The following is a 19,352-nucleotide window of genomic DNA, read 5'->3' as shown; positions in this document are numbered from 1 at the left end:
GAGTTCCCAATCGCGGCGGCAGCGTATAGAACTCTGCCGTTCCGCACTCAGCGCTTTGAAAGATCCATGGCCTTTTCTCCTCGCGTCTTTTCCGGCATCCAGCCTTCCGGCGATCTGCATTTGGGCAATTATCTCGGCGCCATTCGCCGCTTCGTGCCCCTGCAGGATACGCACGAGACCCTCTATTGCGTGGTCGACATGCATGCCATCACGGTCTGGCAGGAGCCCGATGCCTTGCGCCGGGCCACGCGCGAAGTCGCGGCCGCCTTCATCGCCGCCGGCGTTGATCCCAAGCGCTCCATCGTCTTCAATCAGTCCCAGGTGGTCCAGCACGCCGAGCTCGCCTGGATTTTCAACTGCGTTGCCCGCATTGGCTGGATGAACCGCATGACGCAGTTCAAGGACAAGGCCGGCAAGAACAGCGAAAACGTCTCGCTCGGCCTCCTTGCCTATCCCTCGCTGATGGCTGCGGACATCCTCCTCTACAAGGCCACGCAGGTGCCGGTCGGCGACGACCAGAAGCAGCATCTCGAGCTGACGCGCGACATCGCCGCAAAATTCAACAACGACTATGCCGCCTCGATCCTCGAGCAGGGCCTCGATCCTGAATTCTTCCCGATCACCGAGCCGCTGATCGCCGGCCCCGCCACGCGCATCATGTCCCTGCGCGACGGCACCAAGAAGATGAGCAAGTCGGATCCTTCCGATCAGTCGCGCATTTCCCTGCTCGATGATGCCGACGCCATTGCCAAGAAGATCAAGAAGGCCACCACCGACCCGGCCGAACTGCCCGAAACCGTGGAGGGCCTTGCCGGCCGTCCCGAAGCCGACAATCTCGTCGGCATCTATGCCGCGCTTACCGACAAGACCAAGGCCGATGTGCTGGCCGAATATGGCGGCGCGGGCTGGGGCAAGTTCAAGCCGGCCCTCGCCGAACTGGCCGTGTCGGTGCTCGGTCCGATGAGCGGCGAGATGCGCCGCCTGCTCGATGATCCGGCCACCATCGACGCCGTGCTGCGCGATGGCGGGGAACGGGCTTCGGTCCTCGCCGAAAAGACCATGAGCGAAGTGCGCCGCATCGTCGGCTTCATCCGCTAACACCCCCTCGGAGGGCGCCATGTACGATACCGAATACAAGCGCAAATTCCTCGTCGTCATCGACGAAACCGAAGAATGCGATCGCGCCCTCACCTTTGCGGCCTTCCGTGTCAAGCGCACGGGGGGCACGGTGGTGCTGATGTCGGTGATCGAAAAGCCCGAATTCATCGGCATGGGCGTCGAGGAAGTGCTCCGCGCCGAGGCCGTCGAGGAAGCCGAGCGCAATCTCGACAAGCGCCTCGCCCGTCTCAAGGAAATCGGCGATGTCCGCTACGAATCGGTCATTCGCGAGGGCGATGGCGCCGAGCAGATCGAGGCGGTGATCGCCAAGGACAAGGACATCGCCATCCTGGTCTTGGCCGCCAACAAATCCACCGAAGGCCCCGGCCCGCTGGTCACCCACTTCGCCAGCCGCACCCACGCCCTGCCGATCCCGCTGACCATCGTCCCCGGCCGTCTGACCGACGAAGAGATTATCGCTGTCTGCTGAGTGTCCCGCGCTCCGCGCGGGCAAATCTCTCCAGTGGAGAGATTTGAGCGAAGCAGGCCATGAGGCCTACGGCCGAATGGCAAAGATCCGGCCGCTCCGCGGTAAAATCGCGCCCCACCCACCGGCTCGCTTCCCTCGGGCTTGACCCGAGGGCCAATCTCCCAGTGCACAATGCGATCAACCCGGGCTCCCCAACCGACCCTCGGGTCAAGCCCGAGGGCAGCCCGGCGTATACCTGAGAAAGAGCACCATCTCTCCCACCGTCACCACCGGGCCTGTCCCGGTGGTCCATGCCGCCAAAAACTGGATTGCCGGCTAAACCCGCCAACGCCGACGCAGAGGCGCGCGCCCCTACCCCACCCGCAACTTCGTCTTCTGCCGCCCCTCGGCCTCAAAATTCCCCGCATCCAGCCAGCGCTCATACTCCGCCCGGATCGCCGGCCATTCGCCATCAATCATCGAGTACCAGGCCGTATCCCGGCTCTCGCCTTTCACGATCCGGTCCTGCCGGAAAACCCCCTCGAACTCAAACCCAAACCGCAGCGCCGCTGCCTTGGATGGCGCATTGCGGTTGTTGCACTTCCACTCGAACCGCCGATAGCCAAGATCCTCAAACGCATGCCGGGCAAAGAGATAGAGCGCCTCGGTGCTAAGCCGCGAGCGGGCCATCTCCGGTCCCCAATAGACCCCGCCAATTTCGATGGACGCGTGCTCGGGAAAAATCCGCATCCATCCCTGCCGCCCGAGCGCCCGGCCGCTTGCCTTGTCCACCACTGCAACGAAGCGGTCCGGCCCGGCATTGACGCGCGCGACAAAGTCCTCAGCCTCTGCCAGCGTCGTCGGCGCATATTCGAACAGCCAGCGATAGCGCTCCGGCACGCCCTCACCTATGGACGCGGCCAACAGATCCGCCGCGTGGCGCTTCTCCAGCGGCTCCAGCCGCACATAACGCCCCTCGAGCAGGATCCGCTCAGGCGCAGACTTCGCCGGTTGCACGCTCATTGTTCGCGCTCCCAGATCGCCGCCAACCCCTCGCGATAGCTCGGATAGAGCATTTCAATCCCCAGCGCAGTCTTGATGGCCTTGTTGGAAACCCGCTTGTTGTCCCGATAAAAACTCTTTTGCATCGGCGACATCTCCGCTGATTCAAACGGCATATCGGGCGGCACCGGCACGCCCATCATCCCGGCGGCGTGCTCGAACACGTCCTGGGGCGGCGTCGGTTCGTCGTCGGCCATGTTGAAAATGCCTTCAAGCCGGCGTTCCGCCGCCAGCGCCGTCACCCGGGCGATGTCCTCGACATGGATACGATTAAACACCTGCCCCGGCTTGATGATCCGCCGCGCCGTGCCGTCGCGCAGCTTGTCAAAGCTCGACCGCCCCGGCCCATAAATGCCTGCCAGCCGCAAAATGCAGAGTTTCACCCCGCGCTGGGCCGCATAATCGCGCCATTCCTGCTCAGCCAGAACCCGCAAATCCGACCGCATATTGCGCGGCACCAGCGGCGCGCTCTCGTCGATCCAGGCACCATCGAAATCCCCATAGACCCCGACGGTGGAATAATAGCAGATCCATTCGAGGTCTTTTGCCGCGTCGAGATCGGCGCGGTGATGGCGCAGCACCACATCGCCATCGGCATCCGGCGCGATGGAGACGACGACATGGGTCGTATCCGCGAGCGCCACCGAGACATCCGGGCTGGGTCTGGTGCCGTCGAAAACAATTGCGGCCAGCCCCGTCGCCTCAAGCGCATTTTCGCGTTCGGCGGTCCGAACTGTTCCCATTATGCTAGCATATTCGTCTCTAATGCGAATGGCGCGCGCACTGGCCTGAGACGAAAACCCAAGGCCGAAAAACAAGACTTTCATGAGATATCCGCACTCCATTCACTTGCCACTTCGGCGTCGGTTTCGCCTGGCAGGAAGTCTATTTTGAGCCGTTCCGCCCGCTCGGGGTCAAGCCTTCGCAGCGCCCAGATCGCCGCCCCGCGCACCAGCGGCGAGGTATCGGACAGCCGATTCTCAACCGCCGGCACATAGCCGGAGAATCCCGAATTTCCGATACCGATCAAGACATTACGTAAAAACCGGGAATGCCCGATGCGCTTGACCGGAGAGCCCGCAAAAAGCGCCCGGAACCCTTCATCGTCCAGCGCCACGAGATCGCCGAGCTCGGGTCGTTCCAGCTCCGGCCGGCTCCTCAGCTTGGCTTCCCGGCTCACCGAGGCAAACTTGTTCCACGGGCAGACCGCCAGGCAATCGTCGCACCCATAGATGCGATTGCCCATCGGAATGCGAAACTCCAATGGAATCTGCCCCTTATGCTCGACGCTGAGATAAGCGAGGCACCGCCTTGCATCGAGCTGGAAGGGCCCGGGAAAGGCCTTGGTCGGGCAGATATCGAGGCATTTGGTGCAACGCCCGCAGCTTTCGGCGTGCATCTTATCCCCGGGCAGTTCCGCCGAGGTTAGAATGGCGCCCAGAAACAGCCAGGAGCCGAATTGACGGCTCACCAGCACCGTGTGCTTGCCCTGCCAGCCAAGGCCCGCCGCTTCGGCCAGCGGCTTTTCCATCAGGGGCGCGGTATCGACAAACACCTTCACATCAGCGCCTGAGCGTCGCGCCAGAAGGCCCGCCAACTCTTTGAGCTTGCCCTTGATGATGTCGTGATAATCCCGGTTCCGCGCATAGGCCGAAATCGCCCCGATCTGCTTTTCCTTCAGCAAATCCAATGGGTTGAAGTCCGGCCCATAATTGACGCCGAGGAGAATGACCGAGCGCGCTTCGTCCCAGAGTTTTGTCGGATCAGCCCGCCGTTCCTCGGTCTCGGCCATCCACTCCATATCGCCGTGCCAGCCCTTTTCCAGCGCGATGCGCAGTTTTTCCGGCAAATCGGGGCGCGAATCGGCCGAGGCAATGCCAAAAGCCTCAAAGCCGAGCTGTAGGGCCCGGCTTTTCAGTTCTTCAACGATTTTGCTCGTATCGGCCATCTCACCCTCGGGGCGGTCGCCGTCGGCTGGCGTCAGGCGTCCGGATGCTTGAACACCAGTGCCGCATTGGTGCCGCCAAAGCCGAAGGAATTGGACAGCACATAGCCCAGATCGACGTCGTCGCGGCGCTGGCGGAGGATGTTCATGTCCTCGAAGGCGGGATCGAGCACGTCGATATTGGCACTCTCGGCAATGAAACGATTGTTCATCATCAGGATCGAATAGATCGATTCATGCACGCCCGTCGCACCCTGGCTGTGGCCGGTCAGCGACTTCGTCGCCGAGATCGGCGGGCACTTGTCCTCATTGCCGAACACGGCGCGCAGCGCCTCGATTTCCTTGAGGTCGCCCACAGGGGTCGAGGTGGCATGCGGATTGATGTAATCAATTGGCGCCTTTACGTTTTTCAGCGCCATGCGCATGCAGCGCTCGGCGCCTTCACCCGAGGGGGCGACCATATCGACGCCGTCCGAGGTGGCGCCATAGCCGACCACTTCGGCCCAGATGCGGGCGCCACGGGCCTTGGCCCGCTCATATTCTTCCAGAACCAGCACGCCCGCGCCGCCCGAAATCACGAACCCGTCGCGGGCCGCATCATAGGCGCGAGACGCCTTTTCCGGCGTGCCATTATAGTTCGAGCTCATCGCGCCCATGGCGTCGAAGAGATCGGAAAGCGTCCAGTCGAGATCCTCGTGGCCGCCGGCAAAGACGATGTCCTGCTTGCCCAGCATGATGGCCTCGGCCGCATTGCCGATGCAGTGCTTGGAGGTCGCGCAGGCCGCGGTGATCGAATAATTGATGCCCTTGATGCCGAAGGACGTCGCCAGCGTTGCCGAGGCGGTGGACCCCATGGCCTTGGGCACGGCCAGCGGCCCGATACGCTTGGGCGACGAATTTTTGCGTGTGATATCAGCGGCTTCGACGATGGTGCGGGTCGAGGCGCCACCGGAGCCCATGACGATGCCGGTCATCGGGTTGGAAATGTCGCTCGCGTCCAGCCCCGCATCGGCGATGGCCTGCTGCATGGCGAGATAGTTCCACGCCGCGCCCTTGCCCATGAAGCGGGTGACGCGGCGGTCGAGCAGTTCGAACGGATCGAGACGGGGATCGCCCTTGACCTGGCTGCGGAACCCGAGCTCGGCATAGTCCTCGGCAAAAACAATGCCGGGCTTTGCCTGGCGCAGGCTCGTCGTGACCTCGTCCAGCGAATTGCCGATCGAGGAGATGATACCCATGCCGGTAACCGCAACTCGTCTCATATCGTCCTCGTCTTCGCGCCGTGGGGCCGGCGCACGTCAAATAAAAGCGCAGATTGGGGCTTAGCCGCCCTTTTGGTCCTGCAGCTGGCTGTCAGTGAACAGGCCGACCCGCAGGTCCTTGGCCTCATAGATGGTCTTGCCGTCGGCCTTCACCCAGCCATCGGCAATGCCCAGCGTCAGGCGCGAGCGAATGACCCGCTTGATGTCGATACCGTATTCGACGAGTTCAACATCATTGGTCACCTGGCCGGTAAACTTAATTTCACCCCCGAGGGCGCGGCCCTTGCCGGGCGAACCGCCCCAGCCAAGGAAAAAGCCGGTCATCTGCCAGAGCGCGTCGAGCCCGAGGCAGCCGGGCATCACCGGATCATCGATGAAATGGCACTTGAAGAACCACAGGTCCGGCGTCACGTCGAGTTCGGCGCGAACGCTGCCCTTGCCATAGGGGCCGTCATTGTCGGCGACGTGGGTGATGCGGTTGAACATCAGCATGGGGGGCGCGGGAAGACGGGCGTCCAGCTGGCCGGGCAGCTCGCCCCGTCCATGTGCCAGCAGCTCTTCATAGTTAAATGCGTGTTGCCGTTCGGCCATCGTGCTTCCCCACTTCGCCTCAAGTCTTGTCTCGTATAGGGGCGCACAATGAGGGTCAAGCGGGCCAGAATGCGCATTAGCCCCCTGCGGCGCCCGCGCCGCTTGTTTCCCTGGCCCCGCGACACTATAAGAAGGGTTGGAAATATATGGACCTAACGACGAGTATTTCTGGCCCAATGTCCGATCACAGCCTTGCCGACCGGTTGCATCCGTCCCGCACGCCCTGCCTGACGGCTGTCCTGCGCATGGCCGGTCTTCGCCCCACGCGTCAGCGCGTTGCCCTGGCCGAACTCCTGTTCGCCGGTCCACATCGCCATGTCAGCGCCGAACAATTGCATTCGGAGGCGAGCAAGGCTCACGTGAACGTGTCGCTCGCCACCATCTACAATACGCTCCATCAGTTCCACGAAGCCGGTCTCCTGCGCGAAGTCGCCATCGATGCCTCGCGCTCCTATTTCGATACCGACACCTCCGATCATCATCATTTCTATGTCGAAGACGAGCAGCGCATGATCGACATTCCGGCCGATTCGGTGGTGTTCCGGGCCCTGCCCCAGCCTCCGGCCGGCATGGAAGTGGCCCATGTCGACGTGGTGATCCGGGTGCGCAAGACGCCCGTCTGATCGCCGGCGCGGCATGTGTCGGCCGATGGGCGGAGATGACAAATCCCGCCCGCCGGATCATACTGGACGCAACGGAAACTGCGACAAAGGTGGTCGATGCCTGAAAAGGTCAACCTCAAAGCCTATTTCGACCGAATCGGCTTTGCCGGTTCAATCGCGCCGACAGCGGCGACGCTCGAACTGCTTCACGCCCTTCATCCCGCCACCATCCCCTTCGAAAATCTCGATCCCTTTACCGGCAAGCCCGTCGCCCTCGACCAGCAAAGCCTCGAGCGCAAACTGCTCGCCGAGCGGCGCGGCGGCTATTGCTTCGAGCACAATCTGTTGTTCATGCGGGTCCTTATCGAGCTCGAATACGAGGCGCGCCCGCTTCTTGCCCGGGTCATCTGGCCCCACGCCCAGGATGGGGGGGCAACCGAGCCGACCCACATGCTGGTGCTCGTCGAGATCAACGGCCAGAAATATATCGCCGATGTCGGCTTTGGCGGATTGACCCTGACCACGCCGCTGAAACTGCGCGCTGAGGCCGACCAATCCACTCCGCACCAGTCTTTCCGCCTCATGGGCGGCGATCCCGAATGGACGCTGGAAGTGCAGCTGGGCGACCAGTGGCGCCCGCTCTATGCCTTTACGACTGCAAATGTCGATGAGGCCGAACTCGGCGCCATCAATGCGCGCCTGTCCACCGACCCGGCCTCCCCCTTCACCCGGCATTTGCTGGCCAGCCTGTCGCCCAGCGGCCGCCGCCTCAGCCTGCGCGACAACCATTTCAGCGTCCGTCCGCTCGATGCGGAAAAACAGCAGATCGACATCACTACCATCGAAGAGATGCGCGCCATTCTCACCGGCGAGTTCGGTCTCATCCTGCCCGCCAGCGAGGCGCTCGATACGGCGCTGATGGCCCTGCTGCCGGATTTGCCCCCGGCCGAAGCCGAGCCGGAAACAGCCTCCGAGTCCCAGCCCGATCCCCAGGACTAGGCCATGGCGCCCGTCACCGTCCCCCTTGAAAAGCTCAGGGAATTCGAGGATTTCCGGGCTTTTTACGACTGGCTGGCACTTCATCACGACATTGATGACGAAGTCTGGATCCGCATCTTCAAAAAGGCCAGCGGCCGGGCGACCATCTCCCCTGTCGAGGCCATCGATGCCGTGCTGTGCTGGGGCTGGATCGACGCCATCAAGAAAAGCTGGGACGAGATTTCCTTCGTCCAGCGCTATTGCCCGCGCCGGTCGAAATCGGTCTGGAGCCAGATCAATCGCGACAATGTCGCCCGGCTGACGGAAATGGGACTGATGACGCCCCATGGCCTCGTCCATGTCGAAGCCGCCAAAAAGGACGGCCGCTGGGACGCCGCCTATGCGACGACGCAGGAGGCCCCGGTCGATCTGCTTGCCGCCATTGCCGCCAATCCGGCCGCCCAGAAGACCTATGACCAGCTAAGCGCGCAAAACCGCTTCGCGCTGACCTTCCGCACCATCAGCCTCAAGACCGAGGCGGCGCGGACGCGGAAGATTGCCGGTTTCGTCGATATGCTGGCGCAGGGCCAAACCATCTATCCGCAAAAGCTGGAACAGGACTGATGCCGATCTGGGGCGCGTTTCTCCGCGGCATCAATCTGGGCAAGCGGCAGATGAAGATGGCCGAGCTGAAATCCTGCCTCGAGGCGGCCGGCTATGGGCAGGTGAAAACCATCCTCGCCAGCGGCAATGTCCGCCTTGAGGCAGAGGGCCCGGAAGCCGCGCTCAAGAAAAAGCTGGAAACGATCATTGCCGATAAATTCGGCTTCAAGGTCGGCGTCGTTCTCCGCTCGGAAGATCAGTTGCGCGCGATGCTCGCGCAAAATCCCTTCGGCACGCTCGACCCGGGAGCCGATCTCACCCGCCACGTCCTGCTCTTCGATGCGCCGCTGCCCGAGGGCCTCGACATTCCAAGTCGGCCCGGAGACACGGAAATTCTGCGCATCGATAGACGCGAAATCTACATTGCCGCCTATCGGCAGGCCAATGGCCGCTATACAGAACATGTCGAAGAGGTGCTCAAGCCCCTTTATGCCCAATTGGGCAAGGGCACGCTCGACACCATGCGCAACTGGAACACGATAGAGAAGATTCTGCAGTGATCACCGTTTTCGGCTCCACCAATCTCGACCAGGTCGGCACAGTCACGCGTCTGCCAAAGCCCGGTGAAACCGTTGCCGGCGGCACTTTTTCCATGGCCCCGGGTGGCAAGGGCGCCAATCAGGCCCTGGCCGCGCGCCGCGCCGGAGCCGAGGTCCGCCATGTTTCCGCCGTGGGCGACGATGCCTTTGCCGATATGGCGCTCGCCCTGCTGAGGGATGGTGGCGTCGATCTCTCCGACATGCGCAAGGCGGAGGCTGCCACCGGCATCGCCATGATCTTCGTCGATGCCGAAGGCGAGAACGTCATCGCCATCCTCCCCGGCGCCAATGGCACGGTCAGCCCCGAGGACGCCGACACTGGCCTTGCTGCGCTCAAGCCGGGCGACATCGTGCTCCTCCAGCAGGAAGTTCCGCAGGCCGCCACCCGCCGCGCCCTCGAAATCGCCCGTCAAAAAGGCGCGCGCAGCGTCCTCAACACCGCGCCCTTCCTGCCCGATACGGCCGAGCTTGCCCGGCTGGCCGATATCGTCGTCGCCAATGAAACCGAGTTTTCCCTGCTCACCGGCCGGCCGCTTGCCGAACTCGAAGCGGCCATGGCCGATTGGGTGAAAGCCACCGGGCGCACCATTGTCGTCACCCTGGGTGCCGATGGCGCCCGCGCCCAGACCCCTGATGGCGCGATCTCCGTCGCCGCGCATCCGGTAAAACCTGTCGATACGGTCGGGGCCGGCGATACGTTTTGCGGCTATCTCGCGGCCAGTCTCGAAGCGGGGATGGATTTCGAAAAGGCGCTGCGCCGCGCCGCCATTGCCGGCAGCCTTGCCTGCCTCAATCCGGGCGCACAGCCGGCCATCCCGCTGGCGCGGGATGTCGACGCATTGCTTTGAAGAATAGCGAAAAAGGCTAGTTGAAGACGCGCCGCGGCTTGAATTGGCCGAATTCGACATGTCCGGTGGCGATGACCTTGCCCTTGAAACTGGCCCAGCATTCGTCGAGCTGTGCGGGCGAGCCGGCGCCCGTCAGCAGCACGGGATTGCCGTGCCCGACAGCCGCCGCCTGCACCGGATCGAGCCGGATTTCGGGCAAGTCGACAAGGCCGGCAGAGACCGGCCCCAGCATGGCATCGCGCGCGGGGCCCTCTTCGGCCGCTTCCAGCTCTTCGATGGTCACGGCATCTTCGTCGGTGAAGGGGCCCACGGCGGCGCGGTGGAGGTTGCCCACATGCCCGCGCGTGCCCAGAACTTCGGCGATGTCGCGCGCCAGGGAGCGCACATAGGTGCCCTTGCCGCAGGTCACTTCCAAAACCGTCTTGTCGGTGCCGTGCTCGATCAGCTCGATGGCATCGATATCGACCGGGCGCGGCGCCAGTTCCACCACTTCGCCGGCGCGGGCCAGATCATAGGCGCGTTCGCCATCGATCTTGAGCGCCGAAAAAATCGGCGGCCGCTGCATGATGGTACCGGTAAACTGGGGCAGCACCGCCTCGAGCGCTTCCCGTTCGGGCCGCACATCCGAAGTGGCGATCACCTCGCCCTCGATATCGTCCGTGGTCGTTGCCGAACCCCAGACAATCGAGAAGCGATAGATCTTGGTCCCGTCCTGCACCTGCGGCACCGCCTTGGTGGCCTCGCCCAGCGCAATCGGCAAAATGCCTGTTGCTAGCGGATCGAGCGTGCCGGCATGGCCCGCCTTGGCGGCGGCAAACAGCCATCGCACCTTGCCCACCGCCTGGGTGGAGGTGAAATCATAGGGCTTGTTGAGCACCACCCATCCGGAGATGGGGCGCTTTTTGGATTTTTTCTGTTCGGCCACAGTCAGTCTTCGTCGCTGCCGTCGTCGTCCAGATCCCGTCGCACGCGGTCCGAGCGCAGCAGCATGTCGATGCGCCCCGCTTCCTCGAACGTGGCATCGACATGGAAGCGGATTTCGGGCGCGAATTTCATGTTGATCTGCGGAGCCACGCGGCCCCGGACGAATTTGGCATGCCGGTTGAGCACGGCGACGATCTCTTCGGCATAGGCGCCCCCGAGCGGCATGATATAGGCATTGGCCAGCTTCAGATCGGGCGACATGCGCACTTCAGGCACGGTCAGCACCACGCCGGCAAGGGCTTCGTCTTCGATATCGCCGCGCGCGAAAATATCGGCCAGGGCATGGCGGACAAGTTCACCCACGCGCAGCGAGCGCTGGCTGGGACCGGCGGGCTTATGGTCTTTTTTCATGGTTCATGCCGATAGGCCCTCTCGGGCCTTCCGTCAATCCAGAGCGCTCAGTTGCGCGGCGCTGTTGAGCTGGTTGGCGCGGGCTTCGACGGTCTGCGTGGCGACGGGCCAGCTCGCCGGCTGGGCCGGATCAAAGCTCTTGCCCCGCCATTCCTGGTAGACGATGGCGATGCCGCTGTCCGATTTGCGGAAGCTGACGACCATGACCTCGCCCAGTCCCTGATAGCCGGACAGGGTGTCGAGATAGCTGCCGCATACAAATCCGAGCGGCGCCAGGCTTTCGCCCTCGTCCGGGCCCAGCTGGAAGAAGCCGGTCAGCTCCGGCTTGCAATTGCGGGCATAGGCCGACATCACCGCCGCGCGATAGTCGACAAGGCTGACATTGGTCTGCCGTGTGATCCGCGCGCCATAGAGCGTTGACCACAAGGCCTGGCTTTCCCCCTTGGGGTAGATTTCGAGCAGCGCCTGGGTCTCGTCGGCCACATAGACGGCCTCGAGATGGCTGCGGACATCGCCATCCCGGCGCTGCGCCTCGCTCAGCCAGTCGGGCATGGGCAGCACCATGCGCTGGTCCATGGCCTCGAGCACCAATTGGTCGCCTTCGGCTACCAGCGGCGGCTCGCTGCGCACCTGGGCCTGTGCCGAAACGGCGGGCACGACCGAAAGCATGAGGGCAATTGCGAAAAACCTGTTCACTGGCACTGGGCACTCCTGGACCCGAAACGGCACCGGCGCAGCCAAGCCCCCAGGGCCTCCCGGTCATTGCCAGACGATTAGGAGCCAAGTCCTTGCCGCGCAAGGGGGCGCGTCCCCCCGGGGGACGATGGCGCAGCCAATGGGGAAAAGCTGCAACACTCAGCCGCGCAGGGCGCGCGGCGAGGGCCGTTCGGGCAGGAGCCGATGGGGCGGCTGGTGGCCGTCCATGAAGGTGCGGATATTGACGATCACCGCTTCGCCCATTTCGATCCGCGCCTCGAGCGTCGCCGACGCCATATGCGCGGTCAGGATCACCCGGTTGGCTTCCGCCAGCGCCAGGAGCCGCGGATTGATGCCGGTGCGATTGTCGAACACATCCAGCGCCGCTCCGGCGAGGCGTCCGGCCTCTATTTCAGTGATCAACGCCGCTTCGTCGAGCAGTTCGGGCCGGCTGACATTGAGCACATAGGCGCCGCGCTTGAGCCGGGCCAGACGGTCCGCCGAAAGGATGTTGCTGGTTTCCCGCGTCAGCGGCGTATGGAGCGAGACGATATCCACCACCTCCAGCATGGCGTCGAGATCGGGCCAATAGGCCGCCCCTAATGGCTCCTCGACCCCGGGCGGTCGCCGATTGCGCGAAAAATAATGGATCGAGAGCCCGAAGGCCCGCGCCCGCTGCGCCACCGCGGTTCCGATCCGGCCCATGCCGACAATCCCCAGCGCCTTGCCGCGCAGGCGATGGCCGAGCATCGAGGTCGGCGACCAGCCCGCCCAGGCCCGGTCGCGCAGCAGCATCTGGGTGCCCTCGACCAGCCTGCGCGGCAGTGCCAGCATCAGCGCCATGGCCATGTCGGCCGTGTCCTCGGTGAGCACGCTGGGCGTATTGGTGACGGTCAGACCCGCCGCCCAGGCTGATTCGAGGTCGATATTGTCCACCCCATTGCCGAACTGGGCGATCAGCCGCACGCTGGGCGGCAGCCGGCCGATCAGCGCCGCGTCGATCCGGTCGGTAATGGTGGAGACCAGCACATCCTTGCCGGCGAGCCCGGAGAGGATGTCGTCGGCGTTTAGCGTCTGGTCGGTCTCGTTGATATCGGTCTCGAACAAGGTCGCCATGCGTGCCTCGATGGTGTCGGGCAGGCGACGTGTCACCAGAATCTTGGGTTTACTGGCTGTCATGCGTTCCGTTACGAGGGGGCGGGAGAAATGTGATTTCCCCTCTTCAGCGACCATTAAGGATATTGAGGCTAGTGATAGGGCAATTCCAACCCGTCTGCAAAGTCATGTTGTTGATGCACGCCATTTCGGGCGGTGCCCGCACTCGCCTTTTTTCGGTCTTCCTCGCGGCGCTGGCTATTCTGGCCGCCGCCGTCGCAAGTCCTTCCCCGGTCATGGCGCAAGCTGACAATCCCAGCGGCTTGCCCCTGCCCCGCTTTGTCTCGACGCGATCGAACCCGATCAATGTGCGCGTCGGCCCCGGCACCAAATACGAAATCTCCTGGAATTATCTGGTGTCCGCCGTGCCGGTGGAGATCATCCAGGAATTCGACACCTGGCGCAAAATTCGCGACGCCGACGGCTCCGAAGGCTGGGTCCACCAGAGCCTCCTGGTCGGAACGCGCCTCGGCTACGCCGCCCCGCTGCTCGCCAATGGCGAGGTGTCGATCCGCGCGAACCGGTCCGACGAGGCCCGCGTCAGGGCCCGCCTCGGTCCGGGGGCAAAGGTCGGGATCAGCGAGTGCGACGGGCAATGGTGCGAAGTTTCGGCCAGCCAGCCCGGGGAGCGCTCGAGCTATACCGGCTTCGTCCGCCAGGAAGAGCTCTGGGGCGTCTACCCCGACGAGGTCTTCGACTAGGGCGTTTGCAAGAAAAGTGGACACCACTTTTCTGGTTCGGAAGCGCGACCAGCAAGAGCTTGGAGCACTTTCATCGTTTCGGTGAAACGCTCTAAATTTCAGTCTTCGCCATTGTCGAGCTCGGCAATGGCGCTCGCCCTCTGGCGCGCCAGGCGCACCGCATCGTCCTGTTTCGGGCAGGACACGCAATAGGTGTCGGGAAAGGCCAGATAGTCGAGGCAGCATCCCTTGCGGGCGATGATCACCGTTTCCCGGCCATCGTCCAGCCCGATCGATTCGAGCTTGCCCTGCCCCTTCAGCCCCATGGCGTCGAGCCACAGCGCGCAGAAACGGTGCTGGTCCGCCACGCTCGTTCCCGGCACGAAACTGCCCAGGCGCATCATCAGTCCCAGCATGCGATCGGCCAGGAGGCGCATTGCCGGCACGCGCTTGAGCTTGGTGAGGGTGTTTATCTCGGCCAGCACGATGTCGCCCATGGTGCGCAATTGCGTGCCCGCCTGGGCAATCAGGGCCTCCAGATCGTCCTTGTGCTGCGGCCCGGGCGCGAGGCGGAAGCCGCTGACATCGATCCCTTTCATTGCCTGCGCCATGCCCGAAAACTGCGGCAGCGCGCCATGGGCGTGCACACTGAGCACCGCAACATAGGCGGGTTGCCACATCAGGTTGGTCCAGAGGCGCGTGGCATAAAAGGGTTGTCCGGCGGCGGGATAGGTAGCCTCCAGCCGGCCATAGAGCATGTCGAGAAACGCGCTGTTATCGCGCCCGGCCACGTGCCAGCCCGGCAAGGGGCCGCCCGGCGCGCCATCGAGAAAGCCGGTCCGCTGGCGCAAAATGGCCAGCAATTGCGTCAGGGCGGCATCGCCCTGGTCGGTGGCAAACAGAAAATTGCGCGAAGTCGCGGCCAAACAAGCCTCCATCGATGCCTCGTCCTAGCAAGGAGAACTGGAGAAGAAAAGTCATCTTCTCCGGCGCGCCTCCGTACTCTCCCCTCACCCTCCGCAAATCCCCTCACAGCGGGGTTTAGGTCGAGCTTACCGCGGACGCCCAAACTGCTGACACCTGGCCTCGATACCGGGAGGGCCCCCGCTATGTCGCTTCTGTCCGGTCTGGTGCGCAATGAAAGGGCCAGCTCCGCGGTCGAATTCGCGCTGCTGACGCCCGCTTTCCTGCTGCTGCTCATGGGCATGCTCGCCTATGGCATCTATTTCGGCGCCGCCATCTCCCTCCAGCAACTGGCTGCCGATTCCGCGCGCATCGCCATTTCCGGCCTCAGCGAGGCCGAGCGCAATCGTCTGGTCGCGGCCTATCTCGACCGCCACGCAAAAGCCTATCCCCTCATCGACCGCGCCCGCCTTGGCGCAATTATTGGCGATCATCCCGACGACCCCAGCCAATACAGCGTGCAATTGCGCTACGACGCCAGCCTCCTGCCGGTCTGGAACCTCTACCCGCCCCTGCCGCTGCCGAGCCAGCAGATGCGCGCCGGCGCCACCATCCGGCAGGGTGGGCTGTGATTGGAAAATTCCTCCGCAACGACCAGGGCAATATGGCGATGCTTTTTGCCATTGCCTTCTCGCTCGGCACCATCATGGGCGCCATCGTCGTCGATGGGGCGGGGCTCTACCATGAGCGGCGCATACTCCAGGCCGGGGTAGATATCGCGGCCCTAACCGCCGCTAGCGATCCCACGAGCGCTGAGGCCCTGGCCCGCAATGCGCTCATCCATGCCGGCCTCGGCGAGGCCCTGGCCAAGGGCAGCCTGACGGTTTTGACCGGGCGCTACACGGCTGATCCCGGCCTCGCGCCGGCCGACCGCTTCGTGGTGGGCGCCAGCCCGGCCAATGCCGTTTCGGTGGGGCTGACCCATCCGGGCACGCTGCATTTCGCCAGCGCCCTCACGCCGCCCCCCCTTGTCACCGCAAAGGCCCTGGCGCGGGTCACCCCGGAAATTTCCTTCACCATCGGCTCCCGCCTCGCCAGCCTCGATGGCGGGCTCGCCAATGCCGCCCTCGGCAGGCTCCTCGGCACCACTCTTTCGCTCTCGGTCATGGATTACAACCAGCTCGCCTCGGTTCGGGTCAATGCCCTCTCCTTTCTCGATGCCCTGGCCATCGAAATGGGGGTCGATGCGGTGAGCTATAATGACCTGCTCGCCAGCAAGGCCGGGGCCGGGCAGATCGCCGCAGCGCTGGCCGACGTCGTCGATGGCACGGAGAGGGGGGTGCTCAATACCATCGCCCTCGCCGGCAGGGGCAATCAGGTGCTTATCGGCAAGCTGCTCGATCTCGGCCGCTTCAGTCGCCTCCATCTCCACGATGAAACCGCCGCGCTCGCGGCTGATCTCTCGGCCCTCGAAATCCTCAGCGCAGCGGCAGCGCTGGCCGATGGCAACAGGCAGGTGCGCCTCGCGTTGACACCCTCTCTGCCGGGCGTCGCCAAATTCGATCTCGATCTGGCCATTGGCGAGCCGCCCCAGGGCGGGCGCTGGTTCGCGCTCGGTCCAAGCGGCACTGTCGTGCGGACTGCGCAATTGCGCCTGCGTCTCGCCTTGAAATTGCTCGCCGGGTCCGTGGTCAGCAATGGCGTGGTCAATCTGCCGCTCTGGCTAGATGTGGCCCATGCCCAGGCCCGGGTGGTCGACGCCATCTGCCCCAACCCCGCCGAACCCCGGGGCAGCGCGCGCATCGCCGTCCTTCCCGGTATTCTCACCCTTGCCATCGGCGCCATGAGCGACAGCCAATTGGCCAATTTCGGCGCCCTTCCCGCCGCCGGGTCCGTGAAGCTCCTCGACGCGGCTCTGCTCAGCATAACTGGCTCCTCCCGAATCACCGCCGTCCAGACGACCCCGCTCCTCCTCCACTTTTCATCCACCGATATCGAAACGGGCGCGCTCAAGACTGCCCGCACCCAGACCATTGCCAGCTCGCTGATGACCTCGCTGCTCGGCAATCTCGATCTGCGGGTGGAATTGGAGCTGCTCGGCATCGGGCTCAATCTCAATGTCGTCGCCGCGAGCCTGCGCGCCCTGCTCGCCCCTCTGGCCCTGCCGCTCGACCAACTGCTCTCCTCCCTCCTGCGCAGCCTGGGGCTGGGCCTGGGAGAGGCGGATGTGCGCGTCTATGGCGTTCAATGCACCGATGCTGTCCTCGTCGGATAGGCCTTGACTCCAGCGCCCTATAGTGTGCTACATATGTATGACACTAGTTAGGCAAGACACATGGATGAGTTTCACACCAGCCAGCCGATCTTCGTCCAGATCCGGCAGCGGCTGATCGAAATGATCCTGCGCGGCGCGGTGGGCGAGGGCGATCCCCTGCCCTCGGTGCGCCAGATATCGGCAGATCTTTCGGTCAATCCGCTCACGGTCACCAAGGCCTTCGAGGCGCTGGTCGATATCGGCGTGGTCGAAAAACGGAGGGGTCTGGGCATGTTCGTTACCCAGGGCGCACGCGGCACATTGCTGTCTCACGAGCGTGAAAAGTTTCTCAAGGAAGAATGGCCGCGCATCGCCGCCCAGATCAGGGCGCTGGAGCTCGACCTCAAAACTCTCGTTTCCAATTTCGATGCGACCCCGGAGGGACCCGCAAAATGACCGACGCCCTTACCACCACCGAGCCCGTCGTCTCAGCACGCGGCCTCAAGAAATCCTTCGGCGGCAAGGAAATCCTGCACGGGCTGGATTTCGACATTCCCCCCGGCCGCATCTACGGTCTCATCGGCCACAATGGCGCTGGCAAGACCACGACGCTCAACGCCATGCTGGGGCTCACGAGCTATGAGGGCACTATCCGCGTGCTCGGGGAAGATCCCTTCGCCCGCCGCGCCCACCTCATGGAAAACGTCGCCTTCATTTCGGACGTGGCGAGCCTGCCGCGCTTTCTGCGTGTCCGCGAGCTCTTTGCGCTGCTTTCCAACATCCACCCCAATTTCTCCATCGACAAGGCCCGCAGCTTCCTCGAAGGCACCGACATCAAGCCCGAGATGAAGATCAAGACCCTCTCCAAGGGCATGATCGCGCAATTGCACCTGGCCGTGGTCATGGCCATCGACGCCAAGCTCCTCGTGCTCGATGAACCGACGCTCGGCCTCGACATCACCTATCGCAAGCGCTTCTACCGGCGGCTGCTGGAAGACTACATGACCGAGGAACGCACCCTCATCATCACCACCCACCAGGTGGACGAGATCGAGTTCATGCTTTCCGACATCATGTTCATCCGGGATGGCGATCTCATCCTCCACATGCAGATGGAGACGGTGAACGAGAAATTTTCTCAGCTCGTCGCCAATGAGCCTGAGACGCAGGCCCAGGCCCGCGCCCTCAATCCCGTCTATGAGGAAACCCGCTTCGGCCAGACGGTCTTCATTTACGATGGCGTCGACCGCAGCCAGCTCGAGCCGCTTGGCCGGGTCTCCACCCCCACCATGTCCGATCTTTTCGTGGCGCTGATGCAGCGTCCCACTGCCAATCCGGAGCGCGGCCAATGAAGGCTTTTGCTGCCCTCGTCCATCGCGAATTCCTCGAGCATCGCGGTGCCTTCCTTACCGGCCCGCTGATTCTCGTTGGCATCCTCTTCGGCGCGACCATCCTGGCCTTTACCGTCGGCCGGGTCGATGCGCGCTTTTCCGGTGCCCTCTTTACCCTCGCGCCGCTGCGCGTCTACGAAATCGGCTTTCTGGGCCTCGGTTTTGGCTGGCTGCTCTATCTGCTGACGGTGCTGGTGTTCTACTGCGCCGATGGCTTTGCCGCCGACAAGCGCGACAATGCCATGCTGTTCTGGAAATCCATGCCGGTTTCCGACTTCCGCATGCTGCTGTCCAAGCTCGTTGCCGCGCTGACCATCCTGCCCGGCACCGTCTATGGCATCACCTTGCTCAGCGGACTTTTGCTGTTCGGCGTCGCCTTCACCACCATGATGATCACCGGCACGGCAAATTGGGCGATCCTGGGGGGCATCGCCACGGTCTATGCCCAGGTCGCCTTCGCCATTCTGGTCACCCTGGTGTGCGGCCTCCTCTGGTATCTGCCGCTCATGGGGATTGCCGGCGGCCTCGCCACCGCTCTCGGCCGCTGGGCCATTCCGGTCTCGGCCCTCTTGCCGGCGCTGATCTCGCTGCTCGAATGGGTCACGCTGGGCGGTGGCTTCCATCCGTTCGATACCAGGAGCTGGCACTATTTCGAGAACCGCCTCGCCCCGCCCAATACCGACTATCTCGACTCCATCTTCGTCGATGACGCCCCCTTCAGCGCCCTCACCTATGCGACCACGCTGATCGAGCAGCTCGATTGGCTGCAGGTGGGGCTCGGCGCCGCCGTCGCGCTTCTCGCCATCTATCTCGCCAGCGAATACCGCCGCCGCGCCGCCGCCAATTGACGGCCGCCATCCGCCTCGCCATTGTGCCGCCGC

Annotated in this window: 23 protein-coding genes; 13 read left to right on the top strand and 10 right to left on the bottom strand. The window is 63.6% G+C overall.

The genetic code is table 11. The features are described from left to right. Positions 1 to 66 precede the first annotated feature (66 nt). Both trpS and N0P34_RS00620 read left to right on the top strand, forming a co-directional pair. Positions 67 to 1,098 (top strand): tryptophan--tRNA ligase, encoded by a 1,032-nt coding sequence (gene trpS / locus N0P34_RS00625; protein ID WP_275605094.1) that lies wholly within the window; start codon positions 67 to 69, stop codon positions 1,096 to 1,098. Between the two features lie 19 nt (positions 1,099 to 1,117). After that, complete coding sequence (locus tag N0P34_RS00620; RefSeq protein ID WP_275605093.1) at positions 1,118 to 1,588, top strand: universal stress protein; 471 nt, start codon at positions 1,118 to 1,120, stop codon at positions 1,586 to 1,588. A 351-nt stretch (positions 1,589 to 1,939) separates the two neighbouring features. Here the strand turns inward: N0P34_RS00620 and N0P34_RS00615 are convergent, their stop codons facing one another. From N0P34_RS00615 to fabA, 5 genes are read right to left on the bottom strand one after another with little or no spacing between them, the layout of a single operon-like run. Beyond that, on the bottom strand, positions 1,940 to 2,590 hold the full coding sequence (locus N0P34_RS00615) for a GNAT family protein (protein WP_275605092.1): 651 nt from the start codon (positions 2,588 to 2,590) through the stop codon (positions 1,940 to 1,942). Continuing rightward, positions 2,587 to 3,456 (bottom strand): SDR family oxidoreductase, encoded by an 870-nt coding sequence (locus tag N0P34_RS00610; protein WP_275605091.1) that lies wholly within the window; start codon positions 3,454 to 3,456, stop codon positions 2,587 to 2,589. The genes N0P34_RS00615 and N0P34_RS00610 overlap by 4 nt, the downstream gene beginning before the upstream one ends. Continuing rightward, positions 3,453 to 4,577, bottom strand: a complete 1,125-nt coding sequence (gene queG, locus N0P34_RS00605) for a tRNA epoxyqueuosine(34) reductase QueG (RefSeq protein WP_275605090.1) — start codon at positions 4,575 to 4,577, stop codon at positions 3,453 to 3,455. The genes N0P34_RS00610 and queG overlap by 4 nt, the downstream gene beginning before the upstream one ends. A 32-nt stretch (positions 4,578 to 4,609) precedes the next feature. Then, positions 4,610 to 5,836 (bottom strand): beta-ketoacyl-ACP synthase I, encoded by a 1,227-nt coding sequence (fabB, locus tag N0P34_RS00600; protein ID WP_275605089.1) that lies wholly within the window; start codon positions 5,834 to 5,836, stop codon positions 4,610 to 4,612. 60 nt (positions 5,837 to 5,896) lie between these two features. Further along, a complete protein-coding gene (gene fabA, locus N0P34_RS00595; protein ID WP_275605088.1) occupies positions 5,897 to 6,427 on the bottom strand; it encodes a 3-hydroxyacyl-[acyl-carrier-protein] dehydratase FabA in 531 nt (176 codons plus the stop codon). 176 nt (positions 6,428 to 6,603) lie between these two features. Here fabA and irrA point away from each other — a divergent pair, with 176 nt between their 5' ends. From irrA to N0P34_RS00570, 5 genes are all read left to right on the top strand, one after another. After that, on the top strand, positions 6,604 to 7,050 hold the full coding sequence (gene irrA, locus N0P34_RS00590) for an iron response transcriptional regulator IrrA (protein ID WP_275605087.1): 447 nt from the start codon (positions 6,604 to 6,606) through the stop codon (positions 7,048 to 7,050). Positions 7,051 to 7,146: 96 nt separating this feature from the next. Continuing rightward, the gene (locus N0P34_RS00585; protein WP_275605086.1) at positions 7,147 to 8,028 is read left to right on the top strand and encodes an arylamine N-acetyltransferase; all 882 of its coding nucleotides are present in this window, start codon (positions 7,147 to 7,149) and stop codon (positions 8,026 to 8,028) included. 3 nt (positions 8,029 to 8,031) lie between these two features. Further along, on the top strand, positions 8,032 to 8,631 hold the full coding sequence (locus N0P34_RS00580; RefSeq protein ID WP_275605085.1) for a YdeI/OmpD-associated family protein: 600 nt from the start codon (positions 8,032 to 8,034) through the stop codon (positions 8,629 to 8,631). Further along, entirely contained in the window at positions 8,631 to 9,170 is a 540-nt protein-coding gene (locus N0P34_RS00575; RefSeq protein ID WP_275605084.1) for a DUF1697 domain-containing protein, read from the top strand. Before N0P34_RS00580 ends, N0P34_RS00575 begins: the two co-directional genes overlap by 1 nt. Then, positions 9,167 to 10,057: a ribokinase gene (locus N0P34_RS00570; protein ID WP_275605083.1), complete on the top strand. Its 891-nt coding sequence runs from the start codon at positions 9,167 to 9,169 to the stop codon at positions 10,055 to 10,057. Before N0P34_RS00575 ends, N0P34_RS00570 begins: the two co-directional genes overlap by 4 nt. Before the next feature lie 16 nt (positions 10,058 to 10,073). Here N0P34_RS00570 and truB read toward each other — a convergent pair whose 3' ends face one another. The 4 genes from truB to N0P34_RS00550 all read right to left on the bottom strand — a co-directional run bounded on the left by truB (position 10,074) and on the right by N0P34_RS00550 (position 13,267). Next, a complete protein-coding gene (gene truB, locus N0P34_RS00565; RefSeq protein WP_275605082.1) occupies positions 10,074 to 10,982 on the bottom strand; it encodes a tRNA pseudouridine(55) synthase TruB in 909 nt (302 codons plus the stop codon). Between the two features lie 2 nt (positions 10,983 to 10,984). Beyond that, a complete protein-coding gene (gene rbfA, locus N0P34_RS00560; protein WP_275605081.1) occupies positions 10,985 to 11,392 on the bottom strand; it encodes a 30S ribosome-binding factor RbfA in 408 nt (135 codons plus the stop codon). A 33-nt stretch (positions 11,393 to 11,425) separates the two neighbouring features. Then, positions 11,426 to 12,088 (bottom strand): hypothetical protein, encoded by a 663-nt coding sequence (locus N0P34_RS00555; RefSeq protein WP_275605080.1) that lies wholly within the window; start codon positions 12,086 to 12,088, stop codon positions 11,426 to 11,428. A 159-nt stretch (positions 12,089 to 12,247) separates the two neighbouring features. Further along, positions 12,248 to 13,267, bottom strand: a complete 1,020-nt coding sequence (locus N0P34_RS00550; protein WP_275605079.1) for a D-glycerate dehydrogenase — start codon at positions 13,265 to 13,267, stop codon at positions 12,248 to 12,250. A 104-nt stretch (positions 13,268 to 13,371) separates the two neighbouring features. Between N0P34_RS00550 and N0P34_RS00545 the strand changes: the two genes are divergently transcribed. Beyond that, on the top strand, positions 13,372 to 13,944 hold the full coding sequence (locus tag N0P34_RS00545; protein WP_275605078.1) for an SH3 domain-containing protein: 573 nt from the start codon (positions 13,372 to 13,374) through the stop codon (positions 13,942 to 13,944). Positions 13,945 to 14,042: 98 nt separating this feature from the next. On the opposite strand, the gene N0P34_RS00540 is transcribed toward N0P34_RS00545, so the two are convergent. Continuing rightward, complete coding sequence (locus N0P34_RS00540) at positions 14,043 to 14,849, bottom strand: siderophore ferric iron reductase (protein WP_275605077.1); 807 nt, start codon at positions 14,847 to 14,849, stop codon at positions 14,043 to 14,045. A gap of 183 nt (positions 14,850 to 15,032) precedes the next feature. On the opposite strand from N0P34_RS00540, the gene N0P34_RS00535 reads away from it, so the two are divergent. From N0P34_RS00535 to N0P34_RS00515, 5 genes are read left to right on the top strand one after another with little or no spacing between them, the layout of a single operon-like run. Continuing rightward, the gene (locus tag N0P34_RS00535) at positions 15,033 to 15,458 is read left to right on the top strand and encodes a TadE/TadG family type IV pilus assembly protein (protein WP_275605076.1); all 426 of its coding nucleotides are present in this window, start codon (positions 15,033 to 15,035) and stop codon (positions 15,456 to 15,458) included. A gap of 32 nt (positions 15,459 to 15,490) precedes the next feature. After that, a complete protein-coding gene (locus N0P34_RS00530; RefSeq protein WP_275605075.1) occupies positions 15,491 to 17,101 on the top strand; it encodes a TadG family pilus assembly protein in 1,611 nt (536 codons plus the stop codon). Between the two features lie 60 nt (positions 17,102 to 17,161). Then, a complete protein-coding gene (locus N0P34_RS00525) occupies positions 17,162 to 17,536 on the top strand; it encodes a GntR family transcriptional regulator (protein WP_275605074.1) in 375 nt (124 codons plus the stop codon). Beyond that, positions 17,533 to 18,432: an ABC transporter ATP-binding protein gene (locus N0P34_RS00520; protein WP_275605073.1), complete on the top strand. Its 900-nt coding sequence runs from the start codon at positions 17,533 to 17,535 to the stop codon at positions 18,430 to 18,432. The genes N0P34_RS00525 and N0P34_RS00520 overlap by 4 nt, the downstream gene beginning before the upstream one ends. After that, a complete protein-coding gene (locus N0P34_RS00515; protein ID WP_275605072.1) occupies positions 18,429 to 19,319 on the top strand; it encodes a hypothetical protein in 891 nt (296 codons plus the stop codon). The genes N0P34_RS00520 and N0P34_RS00515 overlap by 4 nt, the downstream gene beginning before the upstream one ends. Positions 19,320 to 19,352 lie beyond the last annotated feature (33 nt).

The organism is Devosia sp. FJ2-5-3 (assembly GCF_029201545.1).
Taxonomy (GTDB): domain Bacteria; phylum Pseudomonadota; class Alphaproteobacteria; order Rhizobiales; family Devosiaceae; genus Devosia.
Note: the sequence above shows the minus strand (reverse complement) of the source record. Positions and strands in the feature narration are given on the sequence as shown.